Origin of the sequence: Halalkalibacterium halodurans (genome assembly GCF_004376175.1) — a bacterium.
Lineage (GTDB): Bacteria > Bacillota > Bacilli > Bacillales > Bacillaceae_D > Halalkalibacterium > Halalkalibacterium halodurans.
Window position 1 is genome coordinate 52732 of the sequence record NZ_SNUY01000012.1, and the last position, 18277, is coordinate 71008.

At 41.0% G+C, this 18277-nt stretch carries 18 protein-coding genes and 1 pseudogene; 10 read left to right on the plus strand and 9 right to left on the minus strand.

Annotated features, from left to right (window positions below; all coding sequences use genetic code 11):
* The first annotated feature begins 41 nt into the window (after positions 1-41).
* The 4 genes from E2L07_RS06140 to E2L07_RS06155 are packed head-to-tail and all read left to right on the plus strand — an operon-like array spanning position 42 to position 2639.
* On the plus strand, positions 42-413 hold the full coding sequence (locus tag E2L07_RS06140; protein ID WP_134229138.1) for a GntR family transcriptional regulator: 372 nt from the start codon (positions 42-44) through the stop codon (positions 411-413).
* An 11-nt stretch (positions 414-424) separates the two neighbouring features.
* A complete protein-coding gene (locus E2L07_RS06145) occupies positions 425-1114 on the plus strand; it encodes an ABC transporter ATP-binding protein (protein WP_010898798.1) in 690 nt (229 codons plus the stop codon).
* A complete protein-coding gene (locus tag E2L07_RS06150; RefSeq protein ID WP_010898799.1) occupies positions 1111-1935 on the plus strand; it encodes a hypothetical protein in 825 nt (274 codons plus the stop codon). Before E2L07_RS06145 ends, E2L07_RS06150 begins: the two co-directional genes overlap by 4 nt.
* 11 nt (positions 1936-1946) lie before the next feature.
* Entirely contained in the window at positions 1947-2639 is a 693-nt protein-coding gene (locus E2L07_RS06155) for a hypothetical protein (protein ID WP_134229139.1), read from the plus strand.
* 190 nt (positions 2640-2829) lie between these two features.
* Here the strand turns inward: E2L07_RS06155 and E2L07_RS06160 are convergent, their stop codons facing one another.
* Positions 2830-4146 carry an IS1380 family transposase gene (locus tag E2L07_RS06160; protein ID WP_134229140.1) on the minus strand — a complete coding sequence of 439 codons (1317 nt, stop codon included), beginning with the start codon at positions 4144-4146 and terminating at the stop codon, positions 2830-2832.
* A 138-nt stretch (positions 4147-4284) separates the two neighbouring features.
* On the opposite strand from E2L07_RS06160, the gene E2L07_RS06165 reads away from it, so the two are divergent.
* Positions 4285-4776: a hypothetical protein gene (locus tag E2L07_RS06165; RefSeq protein WP_134229141.1), complete on the plus strand. Its 492-nt coding sequence runs from the start codon at positions 4285-4287 to the stop codon at positions 4774-4776.
* 54 nt (positions 4777-4830) lie between these two features.
* Here E2L07_RS06165 and lpdA read toward each other — a convergent pair whose 3' ends face one another.
* From lpdA to E2L07_RS06190, 5 genes are all read right to left on the minus strand, one after another.
* Positions 4831-6240: a dihydrolipoyl dehydrogenase gene (gene lpdA / locus E2L07_RS06170; RefSeq protein ID WP_134229142.1), complete on the minus strand. Its 1410-nt coding sequence runs from the start codon at positions 6238-6240 to the stop codon at positions 4831-4833.
* Positions 6241-6243: 3 nt separating this feature from the next.
* Positions 6244-7524, minus strand: a complete 1281-nt coding sequence (locus E2L07_RS06175) for a dihydrolipoamide acetyltransferase family protein (protein ID WP_010898802.1) — start codon at positions 7522-7524, stop codon at positions 6244-6246.
* Between the two features lie 87 nt (positions 7525-7611).
* Positions 7612-8589, minus strand: coding sequence for an alpha-ketoacid dehydrogenase subunit beta (locus E2L07_RS06180; protein ID WP_010898803.1), 978 nt, complete (start codon positions 8587-8589; stop codon positions 7612-7614).
* A 3-nt stretch (positions 8590-8592) separates the two neighbouring features.
* Positions 8593-9678: a pyruvate dehydrogenase (acetyl-transferring) E1 component subunit alpha gene (gene pdhA, locus E2L07_RS06185; RefSeq protein WP_010898804.1), complete on the minus strand. Its 1086-nt coding sequence runs from the start codon at positions 9676-9678 to the stop codon at positions 8593-8595.
* A 403-nt stretch (positions 9679-10081) separates the two neighbouring features.
* The gene (locus E2L07_RS06190) at positions 10082-10726 is read right to left on the minus strand and encodes a YkyA family protein (RefSeq protein WP_166740030.1); all 645 of its coding nucleotides are present in this window, start codon (positions 10724-10726) and stop codon (positions 10082-10084) included.
* Positions 10727-11064: 338 nt separating this feature from the next.
* On the opposite strand from E2L07_RS06190, the pseudogene E2L07_RS21720 reads away from it, so the two are divergent.
* The 3 genes and pseudogenes from E2L07_RS21720 to E2L07_RS06205 form a co-directional block, all read left to right on the plus strand.
* Positions 11065-11151, plus strand: a pseudogene (locus E2L07_RS21720) (YjcZ family sporulation protein); the annotation flags it as partial.
* Positions 11152-11265: 114 nt separating this feature from the next.
* The gene (gene def / locus E2L07_RS06200; protein WP_010898807.1) at positions 11266-11814 is read left to right on the plus strand and encodes a peptide deformylase; all 549 of its coding nucleotides are present in this window, start codon (positions 11266-11268) and stop codon (positions 11812-11814) included.
* Between the two features lie 187 nt (positions 11815-12001).
* Positions 12002-13660, plus strand: a complete 1659-nt coding sequence (locus tag E2L07_RS06205; RefSeq protein ID WP_243854893.1) for an IS1182 family transposase — start codon at positions 12002-12004, stop codon at positions 13658-13660.
* Positions 13661-13687: 27 nt separating this feature from the next.
* Here E2L07_RS06205 and E2L07_RS06210 read toward each other — a convergent pair whose 3' ends face one another.
* Complete coding sequence (locus tag E2L07_RS06210) at positions 13688-14461, minus strand: Cof-type HAD-IIB family hydrolase (protein ID WP_134229145.1); 774 nt, start codon at positions 14459-14461, stop codon at positions 13688-13690.
* A gap of 416 nt (positions 14462-14877) precedes the next feature.
* On the opposite strand from E2L07_RS06210, the gene E2L07_RS06215 reads away from it, so the two are divergent.
* A complete protein-coding gene (locus E2L07_RS06215; protein ID WP_053430855.1) occupies positions 14878-15087 on the plus strand; it encodes a DNA-dependent RNA polymerase subunit epsilon in 210 nt (69 codons plus the stop codon).
* A 6-nt stretch (positions 15088-15093) separates the two neighbouring features.
* Positions 15094-16761: a ribonuclease J1 gene (gene rnjA / locus E2L07_RS06220; RefSeq protein ID WP_010898811.1), complete on the plus strand. Its 1668-nt coding sequence runs from the start codon at positions 15094-15096 to the stop codon at positions 16759-16761.
* A gap of 114 nt (positions 16762-16875) precedes the next feature.
* Here the strand turns inward: rnjA and E2L07_RS06225 are convergent, their stop codons facing one another.
* Together E2L07_RS06225 and E2L07_RS06230 are read right to left on the minus strand one after the other, a co-directional pair.
* A complete protein-coding gene (locus E2L07_RS06225) occupies positions 16876-17538 on the minus strand; it encodes a potassium channel family protein (protein ID WP_053430854.1) in 663 nt (220 codons plus the stop codon).
* Positions 17539-17746: 208 nt separating this feature from the next.
* Positions 17747-18196, minus strand: a complete 450-nt coding sequence (locus E2L07_RS06230; RefSeq protein ID WP_010898813.1) for a TlpA disulfide reductase family protein — start codon at positions 18194-18196, stop codon at positions 17747-17749.
* Between the last annotated feature and the right edge of the window lie 81 nt (positions 18197-18277).

Consider the following 18277-nt stretch of genomic DNA (forward strand, 5'->3'; position numbering starts at 1 on the left):
TGTATTAAGTTGTTAATACACCAAGAATAGGAGCTGTTGCCATGAAAATGAATTTTAATAAGCGCGATCCTGTCTACCTACAAGTGATCCGACACTTTAAGGAACGTATTGCTACGGGAGCGCTCTTGCCAGGTGAAGAAATTCCATCACGTCGTGAATTAGCGAACAGTTTAAAAATTAATCCAAACACCGCACAGCGCGCGTATAAGGAAATGGAGGAACAAGGATTGATCAAGACGGAAGGAAATTTACCGAGTAAAATTACGAATGATCCGGACATATTAGCTTCTGTCCGCTCAGAGCTCATTCGAGACGCAGTGGATAACTTTATTGCAGCGATTAAACCCATTCATGTGCCGATCGATGAAGTTATTACGCTATTAAAAGAAAAATACGAGAAGGACGAGATTTGAGGGGGACACTTATGATTGAAGTAAAAAACGTGACGAAAAAATATGGACGGAAGCTCGTATTAGATGATGTCTCATTTACAGCGAAAAAAGGGGAAATCACTTGCCTTATTGGCATTAACGGTGTTGGGAAAACGACAATTCTCAAAGCAATGATGGCATTAACCCCGATACAATCAGGGGAAATTTTAATCAACGGTCAACCGATTGACAAACACACTTTTGAACAAGCGACTTTTATTCCAGATGCAATCACGATGATGCCTAATATGACCATCCGGCAGGCCATGGATTTTATGAACGAGTATTACCGCAATTGGAACGTGGAACGCGCCAAGGAATTACTCTCATTTTTTAAATTAAATGAACAAGACCTCATTTCAAGCTTATCGAAAGGCAATGCAGCGAAGGCCAATTTGTTGCTCGGGCTTGCGCTCGATGTTGATTTTTTACTAATGGATGAACCCTTTTCTGGGATCGATATCTTTAGCCGCGAACAAATTGCCGATTGTTTTACAAGCCATCTTATCGAAGATCGTGGCGTCATCATAACAACTCACGAAATCGGTGATATTGAACATTTAATTGATCACGTTGTCGTGCTAAACGATGGAAAAGTCTATAAACAATTTCAAACAGAAGCTCTGAGAGAAAACGAAGGAAAGTCTGTGATCGATGTATTGAGAGAGGTGTACAACCGATGAAAAATTACTTAAAACTAACACACTTTGAAGTCCATCGTTTCGCAAAGTTATATGCCGTTCTCCTAGTTGTCACACTCCTTTCCCAAATCATAGGTGTGTTTGTTATTTCGAAGCGATTTTTAAATCATGCAACAGAAATCATGGTTCAGAATCGAATGAACGAAGCACAGTTCATGGAGGAATATGGACCTATTAGCATGGCCAACATTACAAATAGTATGTGGTTTGTCAGTCCAATTGCATTCGGAGCTGTCACATTACTCCTTTATGTATTTCTTATTTGGTATCGTGATTGGTTCGGAAAAAATACTTTTATTTACCGGCTACTTATGTTACCTACGGAACGGATCAACATTTACTTAGCAAAAGCGACCGCCATCTTTCTAATGGTGCTAGGACTTGTGTCATGGCAACTTATTCTCCTGTCGCTTGAAACGAAGCTGTTGGCATGGCTTACACCTTCTGCTCTTCATGTAGAACTCCCATTGCGAGAAACATTGCAGAGCTTAGACTTTTTACATGTGATCATCCCCTATTCCATTATGGAATTTTTCATTCATTATGGACTGGGGCTCATGTTTGTGTTCGTTGTGTTCACAGCGATTCTTCTCGAAAGAAGCTTTAGGCTTAAAGGCATTATTTTCGGTGGCATCTATGTTGGAATTGTTTGGCTCATTTTTCTTTCACCGGAGCTGTCCTTCTCGAGAAGTTACTTCTTCCCAATCGAAATCTTTCTCATCCACCTGCTGCTCTCCGTTATTATTATAGGTGGCTCGATCTGGCTAAGTTATTACTTATTAAGAAAACGAATCATGGTGTAGGGGTGTGACTTATGGGACGATATTGGAAACTAGTTGTATTAGTAACAGGCATTGTGGTTGTTTTGGGCACTTTTTTTATTCAAACGACGCTAGCAAACCTTGCTTTACCTGAATTCGACATCAAGAAGGTGACTGGCGACCTGGCTGAGATCGATCCAGTCATCATCAATGGATATTACGAAGATCGTATAGTATGGAGTGACATGTGGATAACGAGTAAAGAAACAGTCCACTTAAATGAGCGTTCTTTTTTCGAGAGAATGAATGATTTACAATTCCACAGTCCACTCGTACAAGATCTATATAAAAATAATCGCTCCTTTCTTCGGGGAAAGAATTTTTATTCAGGCACGTTTATTGAAAATGACGAGCAAATCACTTATGTAAGCCTCTCTTGGGATCAGACCAACGATACTGCAGTACAAGTGGAAATAGCGATTTTAGATAAACAATCAAAGGAAGAAACGCTCTTTCAATTGGACATTCCAAATGGTGAGAAATATTTCTATCTTTACTTGGAGCAAGTGATTGTAAGAGATGATGAACTTCACATCGCAGCAAGCGTTTCACCTCATTTTGATGATGAAGAAATGCACGTTTATAGTATTGATTTAGCGAAGCAGACGGTCACCCACGATACGCTCATTTCGGATCAGGACAGCTATCTGCAAACATACGTAGATGACGATCAACCTACTTCCTGAATTATTCATACTTCTAAACGAAGAGTTAATTTGGTATCAAGTCCAGGGGCTTTTTGTTTTCAAACATATAAAAACAGATGATTTCGATAAATATGGCGGAATATAATAGTGAATGGCAGTAAAATCCTGATTTTGGGCATACTACCCCCTTGGTCTTACATCCATTTAAAAAAACAGCTATTCAATTGAATTATTCTATCCTTAGACGTTGAATTCGCTGAAGTACTTCCCAAAAGAATTTTTGGTACACAAAACTAGAGGACAATTTAAAGTAGAGGGATCGTCCCGATTTTACTAATTTACTCGCAACTTTAATAATTCTTGTACGAATGGTCTCGATTTGCATACTTGTCTGTTTTTCTGGAAAGCAAAGGGTACGTAGCCAATTCGTTAGGTTGTACGCTAATAGACTTAACATCATTTTTGCTTCATTCACTTGGAAGGAGTGGCTGTTCATTTTATCCATGTAAAAACCGTTTTTAGCTTCCTTAATATAATTCTCCATCGTGCCTCTTTTTTGGTAAGCACGAACGATATCTTTTGGAGAGAACGCATCTACTAGGTTGGTGACAAAAAATGAGTGTGTAAAAAACAATTCACCTGCAGGACGAACAGATTGTACGATGACTTTTCTTGACTTCGACCATGATTTTGCCTGGTATTCGATTTCCTCATAATAATATTCAGACATGGAAACATCTGATATCTCCGTTGCTGGATGTAATTCATCTGCTATTCGCTGTAAAATAGCGTTTGATTTTAGACGAATCACGTAATAGACAGACTCATCTTCGCATAAGTCATACAAAGCCGGGACAGCAAATCCACTATCTCCACGTAAAAACGGTGTGGTTTCTGGAAATTTTTCATTGTAGTGTTCAATAAGTGGTTTTACAAAATCAACGACACCATTGGAAGTATAAACATTTCCTGGTCGTAGCTTCGCTTTAAGGAAATCGCCAGTGATACCATCAAAAGCAACTAACGGATGAAAACCGACCGTTCCATAATGAGTATTGTACGATGCCGATTCTTGTTCACCATATGTGTCAGCATGTGTTGAATCCAAGTCAAAGATGATTGCTTTGGATCCCCTGAATGTATGTACTTTATCTAAAAGCTCTTGGTTCGCTTGATTTAATTGTTCCATGGATTCGTTATCAAATCTTGTGTAAAACCGAGATAAACTTGGTTGAGAAGCTAAGGCGTCGGTCCCGATAATTTGTGTGAAGACAGGATCATTCGTCAATTCGTCAGCACTGTCATCTTCAGCATAACCAGCAATGATTTGATAAATCTTTTGACGGAGTAAATTTTCATTCGAATGAACATAGTATTTTCTATCGTCTTTCAAATGTAGATGTCGAGCCAAGGTTTTAGAGAATCCGATTTTCTCATCGAATTCCCTAAAGATAAATTCACCTGTATCAGAAGAAAGAGAACCCCCATCATTTGACAATTTAATTTGACGATTGAAATCTAACGTTAATTGCGGTAAAGTATCCATTATAAGAATCCTTTCTGTGGTTATTTTGTCGTGATTTAACTTTAACAGAAATGGATTCTTTTTTCATTTATTTGATGCATGATCAAATCAGATGAAACGCTTGATAAATAAGCATTTAAAAGTAATCAAAAGTTTTCTATGAATAATTCAGGTACTTTTTTAGTTTTCGAAAAAAATCTGTATCAAGAAGTTGAGGAAAGTCATAGCGAATTTGTAGATAAACAGCTGATGTACATGGACTTAGCGACAAAGGAAGTCGTGAATCTCGACCTCCCGTTTGAACTAGATGAAGATAAAATCGTGCACCTTGAAAACGATACCCTTTACTTGCTCTCTTTAGCAGAGAAGCAATTGATGATCGAAGGATTCAATCTAGTGACAGAGGAGGTATTAGAAAAGACGATTGACATGCCACTTTTATCAAATGTGACGATCAACAATTACGTTATGGCACTCTCTGGCCAAAAGGTATACCTCACTCGGTCCAATCCTAATGAAAATAGAGGGGCTCCGATCACTGTTATCGACTTTTTAACAGAGAATATGCTGTTTGAAGGCACAATCGAGCCAAAGCAAGAGATAGGCAACCACTATAAGCTTACCTTTTACAACATGAATGTTCGAAATTAAAAAGATAAAAAAACACGGTGCTAAAATAGCAACCGTGTTTTTTACCGTTAGCGGTTATTTTACGATGTGAATCGGTGTTCCAAGTGCTACTTCTGCAGCTTCCATCGTAATTTCGCCTAAAGATGGATGGGCATGAATCGTAAGAGCAATATCCTCAGCCGTCATACCAGTTTCAATCGCAAGGCCAAGCTCTGCAATCATATCAGAAGCATTCGGACCGGCAATTTGTGCACCAATGACGAGGCCATCTTCTTTACGAGTAATGAGCTTCATGAAACCATCTGCATCATTTAGAGACAACGCTCTTCCGTTTGCAGCAAACGGGAATTTTGCAGCTGTTACATCATAGCCAGCTTCCTTCGCTTCTGTCTCAGTATAGCCAACCGTAGCGAGCTCTGGGTCAGAGAATACAACGGCTGGAATCGCCAAGTAATCAATTTCTGACTTTTCCCCGGCAATCGCTTCTGCAGCGATTTTCCCTTCGTAGGAAGCTTTATGTGCTAGTGCAGGTCCTGCAATGACGTCGCCGATCGCATAAATGTTGCTTAAGTTCGTACGACATTGTTTGTCAACTTTGATCAAACCGCGCTCTGTAAGCTCGACTCCGATTTGTTCAAGACCAAGCTCATCCGTATTTGGTTTACGACCGACAGTAACCAATACATAATCAGCTTCAAATACTTCTTCTTTGCCTTTAATTTCTGCCGTTACTTTTACGCCATCTTCTGTTTCTTCCACGCCTTTAGCCATCGCTTCTGTATGGAAAGAAACACCGTTCTTTTTCAACTTACGCTCAACAAGCTTTGCCATTTGCTTTTCAAACCCAGGTAAGATTTGTTTGCCACCTTCAAGTACAACTACATCTGAACCTAAGTTTGAATATGCACCTGTAAGCTCGATCCCGATGTAGCCACCGCCGATAACAACAAGTTTTTTCGGAACTTCTTCTAGCGCGAGGGCACCAGTTGAATTGATAATCCGCTTTGAATATTTGAAGTTCGGTAATTCAATTGGACGAGAGCCTGTTGCGATGATGCAGTTTTTAAACTTGTATGTTGTTGCATTTTTCTCATCCATAATGCGCACAGAGTCTTCCGAAGCAAAGTAGGCCTCACCTTTAATGATTTCTACTTTATTCCCTTTAAGTAACCCTTCTACGCCACCTGTTAATTTATTTACGACAGATGCTTTCCACTCTTGAACTTTGCTGAAGTCTAATGTCACGTTTTCTGCCTTAATCCCTAAATCGTCAGAATGTAGAGCGTTGTGATAACGATGACCAGCAGAGATCAACGCCTTGGAAGGGATACAACCAACGTTTAAGCATACTCCCCCAAGAGTACCTTTTTCTACAATTGTTACGCTTTGTCCAAGCTGCGCTGCACGAATCGCGGCAACGTAGCCTCCTGGACCTGAACCAATGACGAGAGTATCAACTTCTTTTGCGAAATCACCTACAACCATTCCTTACCCCTCCATTAACATTAATTGTGGATCGTTCAACAAACGCTTCACATGATTCAGTGCGTTTTGTGCTGTGACCCCGTCGATGAGGCGGTGATCATAGCTGATTGAAAGTGCGAGAACTGGAGCCGCTACAATTTCACCATCTTTAACAACTGGCTTCTCTTCGATTCGGCCAATTCCTAAAATCGCTACTTCTGGGTGGTTGATAATTGGCGTGAACCATTGACCACGAGCAGAACCAAGGTTTGAGATTGTGCAAGAGCCGCCCTTCATTTCAGCAGCGCTCAACTTACCATCACGTGCTTTAATCGCAAGCTCATTAATGTTGTCAGCTAATTCAAAGATCGATTTACGATCTGTGTCTTTAATGACTGGAACGACAAGTCCTTGCTCTGTGTCAGCCGCAATACCAATATTGAAGTAATGCTTGTACACAATCTCCTCGTTCACGTCGTCAATCGACGCATTAAGAACCGGATACTTCTTCAACGCAGACGTTAAAGCCTTCACAACATAAGGTAAGTATGTGAGCTTTGTCCCTTGCTCTGCTGCGATTTCTTTATACTGTTTACGATGTGCAACAAGAGCCGTAACATCCACTTCATCCATGTGGGTGACATGCGGGGCTGTATGTTTCGAGTTGACCATCGCTTTTGCGATCGCTTTACGGATCCCTTTAAGCGGTACGCGCTCTTCCCGTTCACCAACAGGAATTTCAGTCGGCTCCACATTAGATGCTGCCGCAGGTGCCGCTGTTTCGGCTTTTTCTTCCGAAGCCTCTGCTTGAGTATCTCCACTCAAGAAAGCATCAATGTCTTCACGTAAAATGCGACCGTTTTTCCCTGTTCCCTTCACTTTCTTAATGTTTACACCTTTTTCACGAGCGTATTTACGAACAGATGGCATCGCGATGACGCGTTTGTCTTCGTCGCCGTCTTCTTCAGGTGCTGTTTCTTTTGCTGGTGCCGGCTCAGCTGGTGCTGCTTCCTCAGCTTTTTCTTCTGGTGCAGGGGCTTCTTCTGTTTCTTCCGCTCCTACTCCTTCTCCAGCATCGATCGTGACGAGCACATCACCGACAATCGCTACTGTCCCTTCTTCTACTTTAACCTCTAAAATTTTCCCGTCAACCGGTGAAGGAATTTCTACGACTGCTTTATCGTTTTGAACTTCCAAAAGAATATCGTCTTCTTTTACTTCATCACCAGGTTTCACGAACCATTTGACAATCTCACCTTCATGAATGCCTTCCCCGATGTCAGGCAATTTAAATTCGTAAGCCAATCCAAGCGCCTCCTTTTTTAATCCTATTCTTCTTATGAGGAGAGAAGGAAGACCGTAGTCACCCTTCTTTCCTTGACCGTATCTGAATTAAAATTCAATGACTGCTTTTGCTTTTTCAACAATATCTTTGAAATCAGGAAGCCATACATCTTCCGCTGCTGCAAACGGATAAACCGTATCTGGCGCAGAAACACGCATGATCGGTGCTTCCAAATGAAGGATGGCACGTTCTTGGATTTCTGAAGCTACATGAGCACCAATCCCAGCTTGTTTTTGAGCCTCTTGTACAACGATCACTCGGCTTGTCTTTTTCACAGATTCTAAAATCGTATCGATGTCAATAGGACTGATTGTTCTCAGGTCAATGACCTCGGCACTAATGCCTTCTTTTTCAAGCTCTTCTGCCGCTTTTAGAGAAGAGTGAACCATTGCGCCATACGTAATAATAGAAACATCTTTTCCTTCGCGCTTCACATCAGCTTTACCAAGTGGAATTGTGTACTCCTCTTCCGGAACTTCCGCACGGAAAGAGCGGTATAACTTCATATGCTCTAGGTAGATAACTGGATCATTGTCACGAATCGCAGAAATCAATAACCCTTTTGCATCATATGGAGTTGACGGAATCACAACTTTTACACCTGGTGTCTGTGCCATTAAACCTTCTAAGTTATCGGCGTGAAGTTCAGGTGTTTTTACCCCTCCACCAAACGGAGAGCGGACCGTAATTGGCGAATGATACTTGCCACCTGAACGATATCGCATTCTCGCCATTTGTCCAGCAACCGAATCAAATACTTCAAATACAAAACCGAAAAATTGAACTTCCATGACTGGGCGGAAGCCTGTTAATCCTAGACCGATCGCTAGGCCCCCAATTCCAGACTCAGCAAGTGGTGTATCGAATACACGGTCTTCGCCAAATTCCTTTTGAAGCCCTTCAGTAGCACGGAAGACACCACCGTTTTGGCCTACGTCTTCACCAAAAACGAGAACATTCTCGTCACGTTTTAGCTCATTACGCATCGCATCCGTAATCGCTTGGATCATTGTCATTTGCGCCATAGGTTACTTCGACTCCTTTGCTGTATATTCTTCTAATTGCTCACGAAGATGCTGAGGAGCTTCTTCAAACATAAATCCGATCAAATCTGTTACTTTTTGCTTAGGGGCAGCATCAGCTTTCTTAATAGCCGCTTTAATATCTTCTTTCGCTTTTTCTACCACTTCGTTCTCTTGCTCTTCACTCCAAAGTCCTTTTCCTTCTAAGAACTTACGGAAACGAACGAGCGGATCTTTCTTTTCCCATTCATCATCGAGGTCAGAAGAACGATAACGAGTTGGATCATCTCCCGCCATCGTATGCGGCCCATAGCGATAGCAAAGCGTTTCAATTAATGTCGGACCATCCCCAGCGAGCGCTCGCTCACGTGCTTGCTTTGTCGCTGCATAGACTGCTAAGACGTCCATCCCATCTACTTGAATCCCTTCAATTCCTGCAGCAACTGCTTTTTGAGCAATGGTTTTAGCAGCAGATTGTTTTTCGACAGGAACCGAAATCGCAAAACGGTTGTTTTGAACAACGAAAATCGCTGGAGAGTTGTAAGCACCAGCAAAGTTCATTCCTTCATAGAAATCCCCTTGAGACGCACCACCGTCTCCTGTATATGTGATTGCTACATTTTGCTTTCCTTTGCGCTTAAGACCCATCGCAACTCCAGCTGCTTGGACGATCTGAGCTCCGATAATAATCTGCGGCATAAGCACGTTCACACCGTCTGGAATTTGTCCGCCTTCAAAGTGACCACGGGAATATAGGAACGCTTGATAGAGCGGTAAACCATGGAATACGATTTGAGGAATATCGCGATATCCAGGTAAAATCCAATCCTCTTTATCAAGGGCAAATTGCGACCCAAGCATGGATGCCTCTTGGCCTGCAACTGGTGCGTAGAACCCTAAACGCCCTTGGCGGTTTAAGGAGATTGCGCGTTGGTCCCAAATTCTTGTATACACCATGCGCTTCATTAACTCTTGTAATTGTTCATCACTTAGATCAGGCATTGCAGCTTCGTTTACAACTTCGCCTTCTTCGTTCAAAATTTGAAATGTCTCAAACTGACCTTCCACTTTTTCTAACGTCTTTGTACTCACTTGCCTTCACCTCTTCCTTTCAAATGAAAATATCTGACGATTAAAACCATTTATCGATGATTGTCGTTTTTTTAAACTCCTTACATAGAATACCCATTCCCTGTCCCTACATAACCTTAATCATTCGAGGGATAGGTATTGAAGGTGGCTTTAATTGTCAGCTTTGACGCATTAACATGGATATCACGTTAATTAGAAAACTGTATTAGTCATCTTTTCGAGAAAATAATACAATTTATCTTCCGTTGATAAGTCTACATCAACGGATAGAAATTCGTCAATCCTTTTGCATTATCTATCTGAATCCACTTTCATGAAACCATGTTAAAAAACCTTACTGTTATATATCAACTTCACATCAATTATAGTACAGTTCTCATGACGAAAAAGCTCAACGTCCAGTTTAATATTGGACGTTGAGCTTTGTTCCGTTATAAAATTCCCGTTTCTGTTCATTGTATTCTTTTGTTCGTTCATTAAATTCGCTCTTTGCCTCATTGATTTGTTCATATTTAGCATTTATACGTTCAATTTGCTCCTGCAACGACTCGATCGAAGTCGACTCATCCTTTAGCATTTCATAGAGCTGACGGTCCAACTCAATCCCCGCTACATAATCTGCCGCAATCGTTTCATATAGATGATATCGCTCACTCATCGTCTTCATCATTTCTTCAAGCAATGCTTTCATATCTGGATCTTTATATTTTTCCACATAGCTCTCAATGTTCTTAAACGCTTCGTAACTTGCAGTCATGCTTTCTTTCTCCAAGGCGATGATTTCTTCCCGTCTATAGGTTTGTTCGATTGCCTCAGCAGCTAACGCCTCTATCTCTTCTTTTTCCCCTACATTTTGGGAAATTAACGCTTCATACCGTTCATATTCTTCCTTTTCTGCAAGCCTTAAAGGAGCTTGTTGTTCTAAAAAGCCTTTCTCTAGTTCAACTGCCGCCTCTAAATGTTCGTGAATTTTTTCATCTGTTTTCCCGCAAGCCGTTAAGGCCGTGATAACCAAAATGATGAATGCCCACCGCAAATACGTTTGCAAATGAATGCCCCCTTATACAACTTGTCCCACATAATCACAATTGTTGATCTCATCATGAAGCAAGATGACACACTTTAGATTGATACATGTGTATGAGCAAAAAAGCACAGTTATGATTTCTTTTTCTGGGCATCCGTCCAACCAATCATGTAATTACCGCATATGTTGTAGGGAATCGCCCTAAAGCGATAATCAAAGGAGGTAATGACTCAATGTACGGATATGGTTTTGATGGATGCTTTGATCCTTGCGGTTATGGCGCTGGTGCACCAGTTGCCGGAGTCGGTTACGGCGCTCCTGTTGGAGTAGGCTATTGCTCACCAGTAGCAGGCGTTGGTTACGGGCCAGGAAAAGGCTTTGCTTTAATTGTGGTTCTGTTCATTTTATTGATCATCGTTGGCGCGTCAAAATTTGGCGTATATTAAAACGACGATTTCGCAAAGGAGGCCTCCCCCTAGGTCTCCTTTTTTATGCATTTACTTGAATTCTGATGAATTTGACTCTAAAGTAAGAATGAAGAGAAAAAGGAGTGATACATAGTGTTGACGATGAAGGACATTGTTCGCGAAGGGAACCCTGTACTGCGAGAAGTCGCTAAACCTGTGCCTGTACCGCTTTCTGATGAAGACAAACAAACCGCCAAGCGAATGCTTGAGTTTTTAATAAACAGCCAAAATCCTGAAATCGCGGAGAAATATTCGTTGCGACCAGGAGTTGGGTTAGCCGCGCCTCAAATCGGTTTAAGCAAACAAATGATCGCTGTTCATACAACCGATGAAAATGAAAAGGAATATAGTCTAGTCCTCTTTAACCCGAAAATCATTAGCGAATCGGTGGAAATGACCCACCTTGAAGGAGGAGAGGGCTGCTTATCGGTTGACCGTGAAGTACAAGGGATCGTACCAAGACATGCACGAATTACGGTAAAAGCTATTAATGAGAACAATGAAGAAGTACGTCTGAAATTAAAAGGATTTCCTGCCATCGTGTTTCAACACGAAATTGATCATCTAAACGGGATTATGTTTTACGATCGAATTGAGGGTTGGGTGGATCCTTATAAAAGGGAAATCAATCCGAGCCTATAATTACTGAACCCTATTTTAAATAACGGAAGGGGCTGGGACAAAACCCCAGGAAATAAAAAAATAAGGCGTAGGAGCTTACACTAAAAAGTGTAGGCTTCACGCCTTTTTATTCGTATTTTGTGTAAACCAAAAGGACACCTTTTGATAAAATTAAAGTGACTAAACAATAATTTTTGGAGGTGTCCTTATGTTTAAACAGTATACCATGAATCAAATTGTTTTGCCGCTAGATTTAGAAATAAAATTACAAGAAAATGATATTGCTTTTGCGATTAATGACCTTGTAGAGAGCATACCAGAGGAAGCATTCAAAGATTTCTTACGCCAAACTGGACGTCCTGCCTATCATCCTCGTATGATGTTAAAAGTTATTTTGTGTGGGTATACACAATCTGTGTTTTCTGGTCGTAAGATAGAAGCGTTGCTCCAAGACAGTATTCGGATGATGTGGTTAGCCCAAGGAAATGAGCCGAGCTATCGGACGATTAATCGTTTCCGTTCCAATCCACTTATTGAAAAATTACTGCGCGAATGTTTTGTCCAATTCCGTAATCAACTCGTGGAAAAGGAGTTGATTGAAGAAGAAGCAATTTTTATTGATGGTACGAAGATTGAAGCGAACGCAAACAAATTTACCTTTGTATGGAGAAAATCCGTCGAACAATATAGTGAAAAATTAATAGAAAAGTCCAACCAACTGTATGATGAATTATTGGAAAAGGAAATTATCCCAGCGATAGAACGAGAAAGTAAAGAAGAACTAACCGTTAAAGAAATGGAAGAAGTGGTCAAAAAGTTAGACGAAACAGTCAGCGAATATGATAAAAAAATTGAAGCTTGTGAGGTCGGCAGTGAACGGAAGAACATTCGCGCTGAACGTAAAGCACCAAAACAAGCTCGTAAGCAGTTCATGGATTTCATTGCTCGTAAACAAAAGTATCAAAAAGATATGGAGACTTTCGGCGAACGCAATAGCTATTCAAAAACTGATCCTGATGCGACGTTTATGCGGATGAAGGACGATTACATGAAGAACGGTCAATTGAAAGCTGGTTATAATGTACAACTTGCGACAGAAGGTCAATACGCACTCGCTTACGATGTTTTTCCAAATCCAACAGATACACGCACCTTGATTCCATTTCTTCAAACGATAGAAGATTTCTTCGAATTACCAGAATATATCGTTGCAGATGCAGGATACGGAAGCGAACAGAACTATGAAGAAATCATTGAGAATCGAAATCGAACGCCACTTATTACATACAATCAGTATCGAAAGGAAAAGAAAAGGAAACACAAAGACAATGCTTTTCATGTAGACAATTGGGATTATAATGAGGAAGAGGACGCTTTCCGATGTCCAAATGGTCAAAAAGTATGGTTTAGCCATCAGTCCAAACGAACAGACAGGTACGGATTCACACGGGAATTTAAAGTGTACGAATGTGAAGATTGTTCAGGCTGTCCATTCCGCGAACTGTGCACGAAAGCAAAAGAAGGCAACAATCGAAAAGTCTACATTAATGAAAAGTGGGAATCTCAAAAAGAAAATATACGTATGAAGCTTTCAGACGAGAAAACTGGTGAAATTTACAGGAAACGAAAAGTTGAAGTAGAACCAGTGTTCGGTTTTCTGAAGGCTAATTTGGGTTTCACTCGAATGTCCGTCAGAGGCAAAGATAAAGTGAAAAATGAATTGGGGTTTGCATTTATGGCCGTGAACTTGAGAAAGTACACGGCCACGAACGGTGACATAGGGCCAGGAAATAAGAAAAACTCCACAAAAAAGGTTCCAAGCACTTATTATTTGCTTGGAACCTTTTTACTTACTATTTTTGGCTAGTTTTGTCCCAGCCTCTTCTTGTTTTATTTATAATAAGCCGACTAATTTCAATCCATGATAAATGCCATCTTCTTCTACTCGCTTCGTCACTAGGTTGGCACGAGCTTTTACTTGTTCAAGGCCGTTCCCCATGGCGATTCCCGTGCCTACAAATTGAAGCATTTCTAAATCGTTTAATGCATCACCAAAGGCAAACGCCTGCTCAGGTCCTACTTTCAAATGCTCAAGCAATCGGCCAATACCCACGGCTTTTGAGCCACCTTGAGGAATGACATCAATCGAGTAGCGATGCCACCGAACATAATCAAAGTGTTGGTGATTTTCTTCATAGCGTTTTTCCTCACCGTCCTGACAAAAAAGGAGCGCTTGATAAATGTCACGATCTTTGTAAAACTCCGGTTCGTATTCAGGATACGGTAGCTTTAAACTCGCGATGCTCTCATCAATGTGAGGATGATTCAATTCATTTGACTTTGCTGTTTCATGGTTAAGAAATACCATTGGGTGATTGTTTTCTTTCGCAAATGCATCTAAACGAGTTAATTGTTCCTGCGTCAGCGGTGAAGTAGCCACAACTTCCCCTTCAAATACTACATAAGAACCATTAAAGCTTACAAACGAACGGATGTTGAGCTCTTCTGCAAGCTCCTTAAACATGAATGGTGCTCTGCCAGTGGCAATTGCCACATGCACCCCTTTTTGCTGCAACGAAAAAATAGCCTCTTTCGCGGAGGATGGTAGCTCTTTCTCTTCTGTTAATAGCGTTCCATCAATATCAAAAAAAACAACTTTGTCACTCATTCGCTTTCCCTCCTACACATGTGCACTCCATTAATTACCTTAGTGATCTTCTCCCTATCCACACATACTAAATCTAAAATCAGCGAAAGATCATTCCTTTTTCATCGTACCGAAAAAAGAAGCGGAAGGAAACTGTTAAATCTTAACCTTGGAAAGGAGCGAATGATATGTTAAAAAAACTACGCAAAAAATTACGTGAAGGATGCAAAAACTTATTGCCGAAAAGTCGTCTTATTCACGTTTAAAAACAATGAAGGAGGTAAAGGATGACGTTATTATCTTCTTTACATGTAGTGAATGAAGGGATTTTTTGGGTTGATAGGAAATCCTGTTTACTAGATGTTAAAGAAAAACATGAAAAACAAAAGGGAATCCTTTATAATAAATATATCATTTACGTGTAAGGAGAGGTATGAATGATCTACAAAGTATTTTATCAAAAAGATTTTGACCAAGTTCCAGTTAGAGAGAACACAGACTCTCTATATGTAGAAGCAGAAAGTGAAGCGGATGTACGCAAAAAGCTTTCTGAGAAAAACTATAACCTAGAATTTATCACTCCGATCTCTGGTGAATTTTTAGCGTATGAACAACAAAAAGAACATTTTACCGTGGAGAAGCTCTAACTGATTATGAAGCAACTAAAAAATAACCAAACCGCTGTGTATGCCCTCGGGGGCTTAGGTGAGATCGGAAAAAATACGTATGCGGTGCAGTTCCAAGATGAAATTATCCTTATTGATGCCGGAATAAAATTTCCTGAAGATGAACTTCTTGGAATTGATTATGTCATTCCTGATTATTCGTACCTGGTCAAGAATGAAAACAAGATAAAAGGTCTTTTTATTACACACGGACACGAAGACCATATTGGGGGCATCCCTTATTTACTTAGGGAAGTAAATATTCCAATCTATGGGGGAAAACTTGCCCTCGGACTCCTTCGAGGCAAGCTTGAGGAGCACGGACTCCTTCGTAAAGCGAAACTCCATGACATTCAAGAGGACGATATTATAAAGTTTGCCAAGACGTCGGTTTCATTTTTTCGAACGACCCACAGCATTCCTGATTCATACGGGATCGTCGTAAAAACCCCTCCTGGCAACATCGTCCACACGGGGGATTTTAAATTTGATTTCACGCCAGTTGGTGAACCAGCAAACTTAACAAAAATGGCGAAAATCGGGGAAGAAGGCGTTCTTTGCTTACTATCCGATAGCACCAATAGTGAAATTCCTGAGTTTACAATGTCAGAGCGTAAAGTTGGCGAAAGCATCGATCATATTTTTCGCCGTGTAGAGGGTCGAATTATTTTTGCTACATTCGCCTCGAACATTCACCGATTGCAGCAAGCAGTAGAGTCGGCTGTCCGTTATGGACGAAAAGTTGCCGTCTTTGGCCGCAGCATGGAGTCAGCGATTAATATCGGTCAAGAACTCGGTTATATTAAGGCTCCTAAAAATACGTTTATTGAGCCAAATCAACTCAATAAATTACCTGATAACGAAGTAATGATTTTATGTACAGGCTCTCAAGGAGAACCAATGGCTGCACTCTCAAGGGTTGCCTTTGGAACCCATCGGCAAATTCAAATCATCCCTGGTGATACGGTGATTTTTTCTTCGTCTCCGATTCCAGGTAATACGTTAAGCGTCAGCAAAACCATCAACCAGCTGTACAAAGCTGGAGCGAATGTTATTCATGGTTCACTCAATGACATCCATACGTCTGGACATGGCGGACAGGAAGAACAGAAGCTCATGCTTCGTTTAATAAAACCAAAATACTTTATGCCCATTCACGGAGAATACCGGATGCTCAAAATGCATACGAAACTTGCAGAAGATTGCGGGGTACCTGCAGAAAACTGCTTTATTATGGATAATGGGGATGTTCTTGCCCTCCACCCTGATGAAGCAGGAATCGCCGGAAAAATTCCATCTGGCTCCGTTTACGTAGACGGAAATGGAATCGGTGATATCGGCAACATTGTGCTGCGTGACCGCCGCATTTTGTCAGAAGAAGGACTTGTGGTCGTCGTTGTTAGTCTCAATATGAAGGAGTACAAAGTCACAGCCGGACCTGACCTCATTTCAAGAGGATTCGTGTACATGCGTGAATCAGGTGACTTAATTCAGGAGGCGCAAAGACTTCTCGCCAATCATTTGCAAGAAGTGATGGAGCGTAAAACGAATCAATGGTCTGAAATCAAAAACGAAATTACGGATGTCCTCGGCCCATTCTTATACGATCGAACAAAACGTAAACCGATGATTTTACCGATCATCATGGAAGTCTAATGGGTAACAAAAACGAGCGTTTCGATAAACGCTCGTTTTTAATACCTTTTCAGAGGGTTAAAAGAATTTAGCAGTAAGCTAACAATAGTTCTAAAAGGGACACCTGTGCTTTTGTTACGAATCGATCAAATCCATTTCAAATCGGACAATATCCGCATCAGCACCGATCACCACTAACAAATCATCAGTTTGAATTGTTTCTTCAGCAGCTGGTGATACGATAATTTCACGCCCTCGCTTGATCGCAATAATGCTACAACCGTACGTGGCGCGAATGTTTAGTTCCACCATCGTTTTTCCATTCAACTTCTCTCCAGCAATACACTCGACAATGCTGTAATCATCTGAAAGCTCCAAATAGTCGAGAATATTTTTAGAAATTAGATGGTGAGCGATTCGAACCCCCATATCCCGTTCAGGATGTACGACCTTTTCTGCTCCAACTTTGTTCAAGACTTTAGCATGATAAGCATTAAGTGCTTTTGCTGTTACGTGGGGCACACCAAGCTCTACTAAAATTAAGGTTGTCAAAATACTCGCTTGAATGTCATCACCGATCGCAACGATAACATGATCAAAATTTCGAATACCTAAGCTTTTTAACACCTTCTCATCCGTAGTATCCGCAATAACAGCATGGGTCGCTATGTCACGAAATTGTTCGACCTTCGCCTCATCTCGATCAATTGCTAATACTTCCATCCCATTCTCAATTAATGCACGGCAGACACTTCCGCCAAATCGACCTAATCCAATGACGGCAAACTGTTTTTTCATACGCTCTTCACCTTTTATCCAAATGTACTTTGACTTTTTTCCGCTTGACTTTAGTATATGCTTGAATGTACAGGTTAGCCCTAACTAGGTTGCTCATGGCCCCTCTTTCATTTACCGCCATCATTTAATGAAAAAACGTCTTTCTTATAAATTAAACATGAGAAAGAGCATAAAACAAGTGCGCCCCTCGTGGCGCACTTGTTCAAGCTTATTCCTTAATACCTAGCACTCGGTTAACGCGCTTCGTTAGCATTTTCATCCCGCCGCCACCAGCTTGAAAATGACGAAGCTGTCCTTCTTCATCAAATACATAGTAAGCTGGCACGTATTCATTTTCAAACGCATCCGTTAGCTTATGCTGGCTATCGACAAAAATAGGTTGAGTAATCCCATGCTCCTCTGCGACTTGTTTAATCTGTTCGAGGTCTAAGTCTTTTTCCGAACGTGGCATGTGAACGGCAATCACGTGCAATTGATCTTTATATTTATCACGGAATTCGTTCACATTCGGCATCGCTTCTTTACATAGTCCGCAACTAATCGACCAAAAATGAATAAGTGTCGGTTTATCCTGAAGATCACTCTTTTGTACTTCTCCGTTTAACCATGCAGTTGCGCCTTCTAATTCTGGCATTTGAGAACGTAATTTTAACGCCATTCTCAATTCCCTCCTTCTAATCGAAAATGAAGGGAAGAGGCCTAACATTGCTGCTAGACCTCTCCCCATTGAACCTGTAGC

Bases quoted from the DNA above. Each gene is read 5' to 3' on its own strand.
- E2L07_RS06140 (WP_134229138.1), top strand. From the start codon at position 42: ATGAAAATGAATTTTAATAAGCGCGATCCTGTCTACCTACAAGTGATC.
- E2L07_RS06145 (WP_010898798.1), top strand. From the start codon at position 425: ATGATTGAAGTAAAAAACGTGACGAAAAAATATGGACGGAAGCTCGTA.
- E2L07_RS06150 (WP_010898799.1), top strand. From the start codon at position 1,111: ATGAAAAATTACTTAAAACTAACACACTTTGAAGTCCATCGTTTCGCA.
- E2L07_RS06155 (WP_134229139.1), top strand. From the start codon at position 1,947: ATGGGACGATATTGGAAACTAGTTGTATTAGTAACAGGCATTGTGGTT.
- E2L07_RS06160 (WP_134229140.1), bottom strand. From the start codon at position 4,146: ATGGATACTTTACCGCAATTAACGTTAGATTTCAATCGTCAAATTAAA.
- E2L07_RS06165 (WP_134229141.1), top strand. From the start codon at position 4,285: ATGAATAATTCAGGTACTTTTTTAGTTTTCGAAAAAAATCTGTATCAA.
- lpdA (WP_134229142.1), bottom strand. From the start codon at position 6,240: ATGGTTGTAGGTGATTTCGCAAAAGAAGTTGATACTCTCGTCATTGGT.
- E2L07_RS06180 (WP_010898803.1), bottom strand. From the start codon at position 8,589: ATGGCGCAAATGACAATGATCCAAGCGATTACGGATGCGATGCGTAAT.
- E2L07_RS06205 (WP_243854893.1), top strand. From the start codon at position 12,002: ATGTTTAAACAGTATACCATGAATCAAATTGTTTTGCCGCTAGATTTA.
- E2L07_RS06210 (WP_134229145.1), bottom strand. From the start codon at position 14,461: ATGAGTGACAAAGTTGTTTTTTTTGATATTGATGGAACGCTATTAACA.
- E2L07_RS06215 (WP_053430855.1), top strand. From the start codon at position 14,878: ATGATCTACAAAGTATTTTATCAAAAAGATTTTGACCAAGTTCCAGTT.
- rnjA (WP_010898811.1), top strand. From the start codon at position 15,094: ATGAAGCAACTAAAAAATAACCAAACCGCTGTGTATGCCCTCGGGGGC.
- E2L07_RS06225 (WP_053430854.1), bottom strand. From the start codon at position 17,538: ATGAAAAAACAGTTTGCCGTCATTGGATTAGGTCGATTTGGCGGAAGT.
- E2L07_RS06230 (WP_010898813.1), bottom strand. From the start codon at position 18,196: ATGGCGTTAAAATTACGTTCTCAAATGCCAGAATTAGAAGGCGCAACT.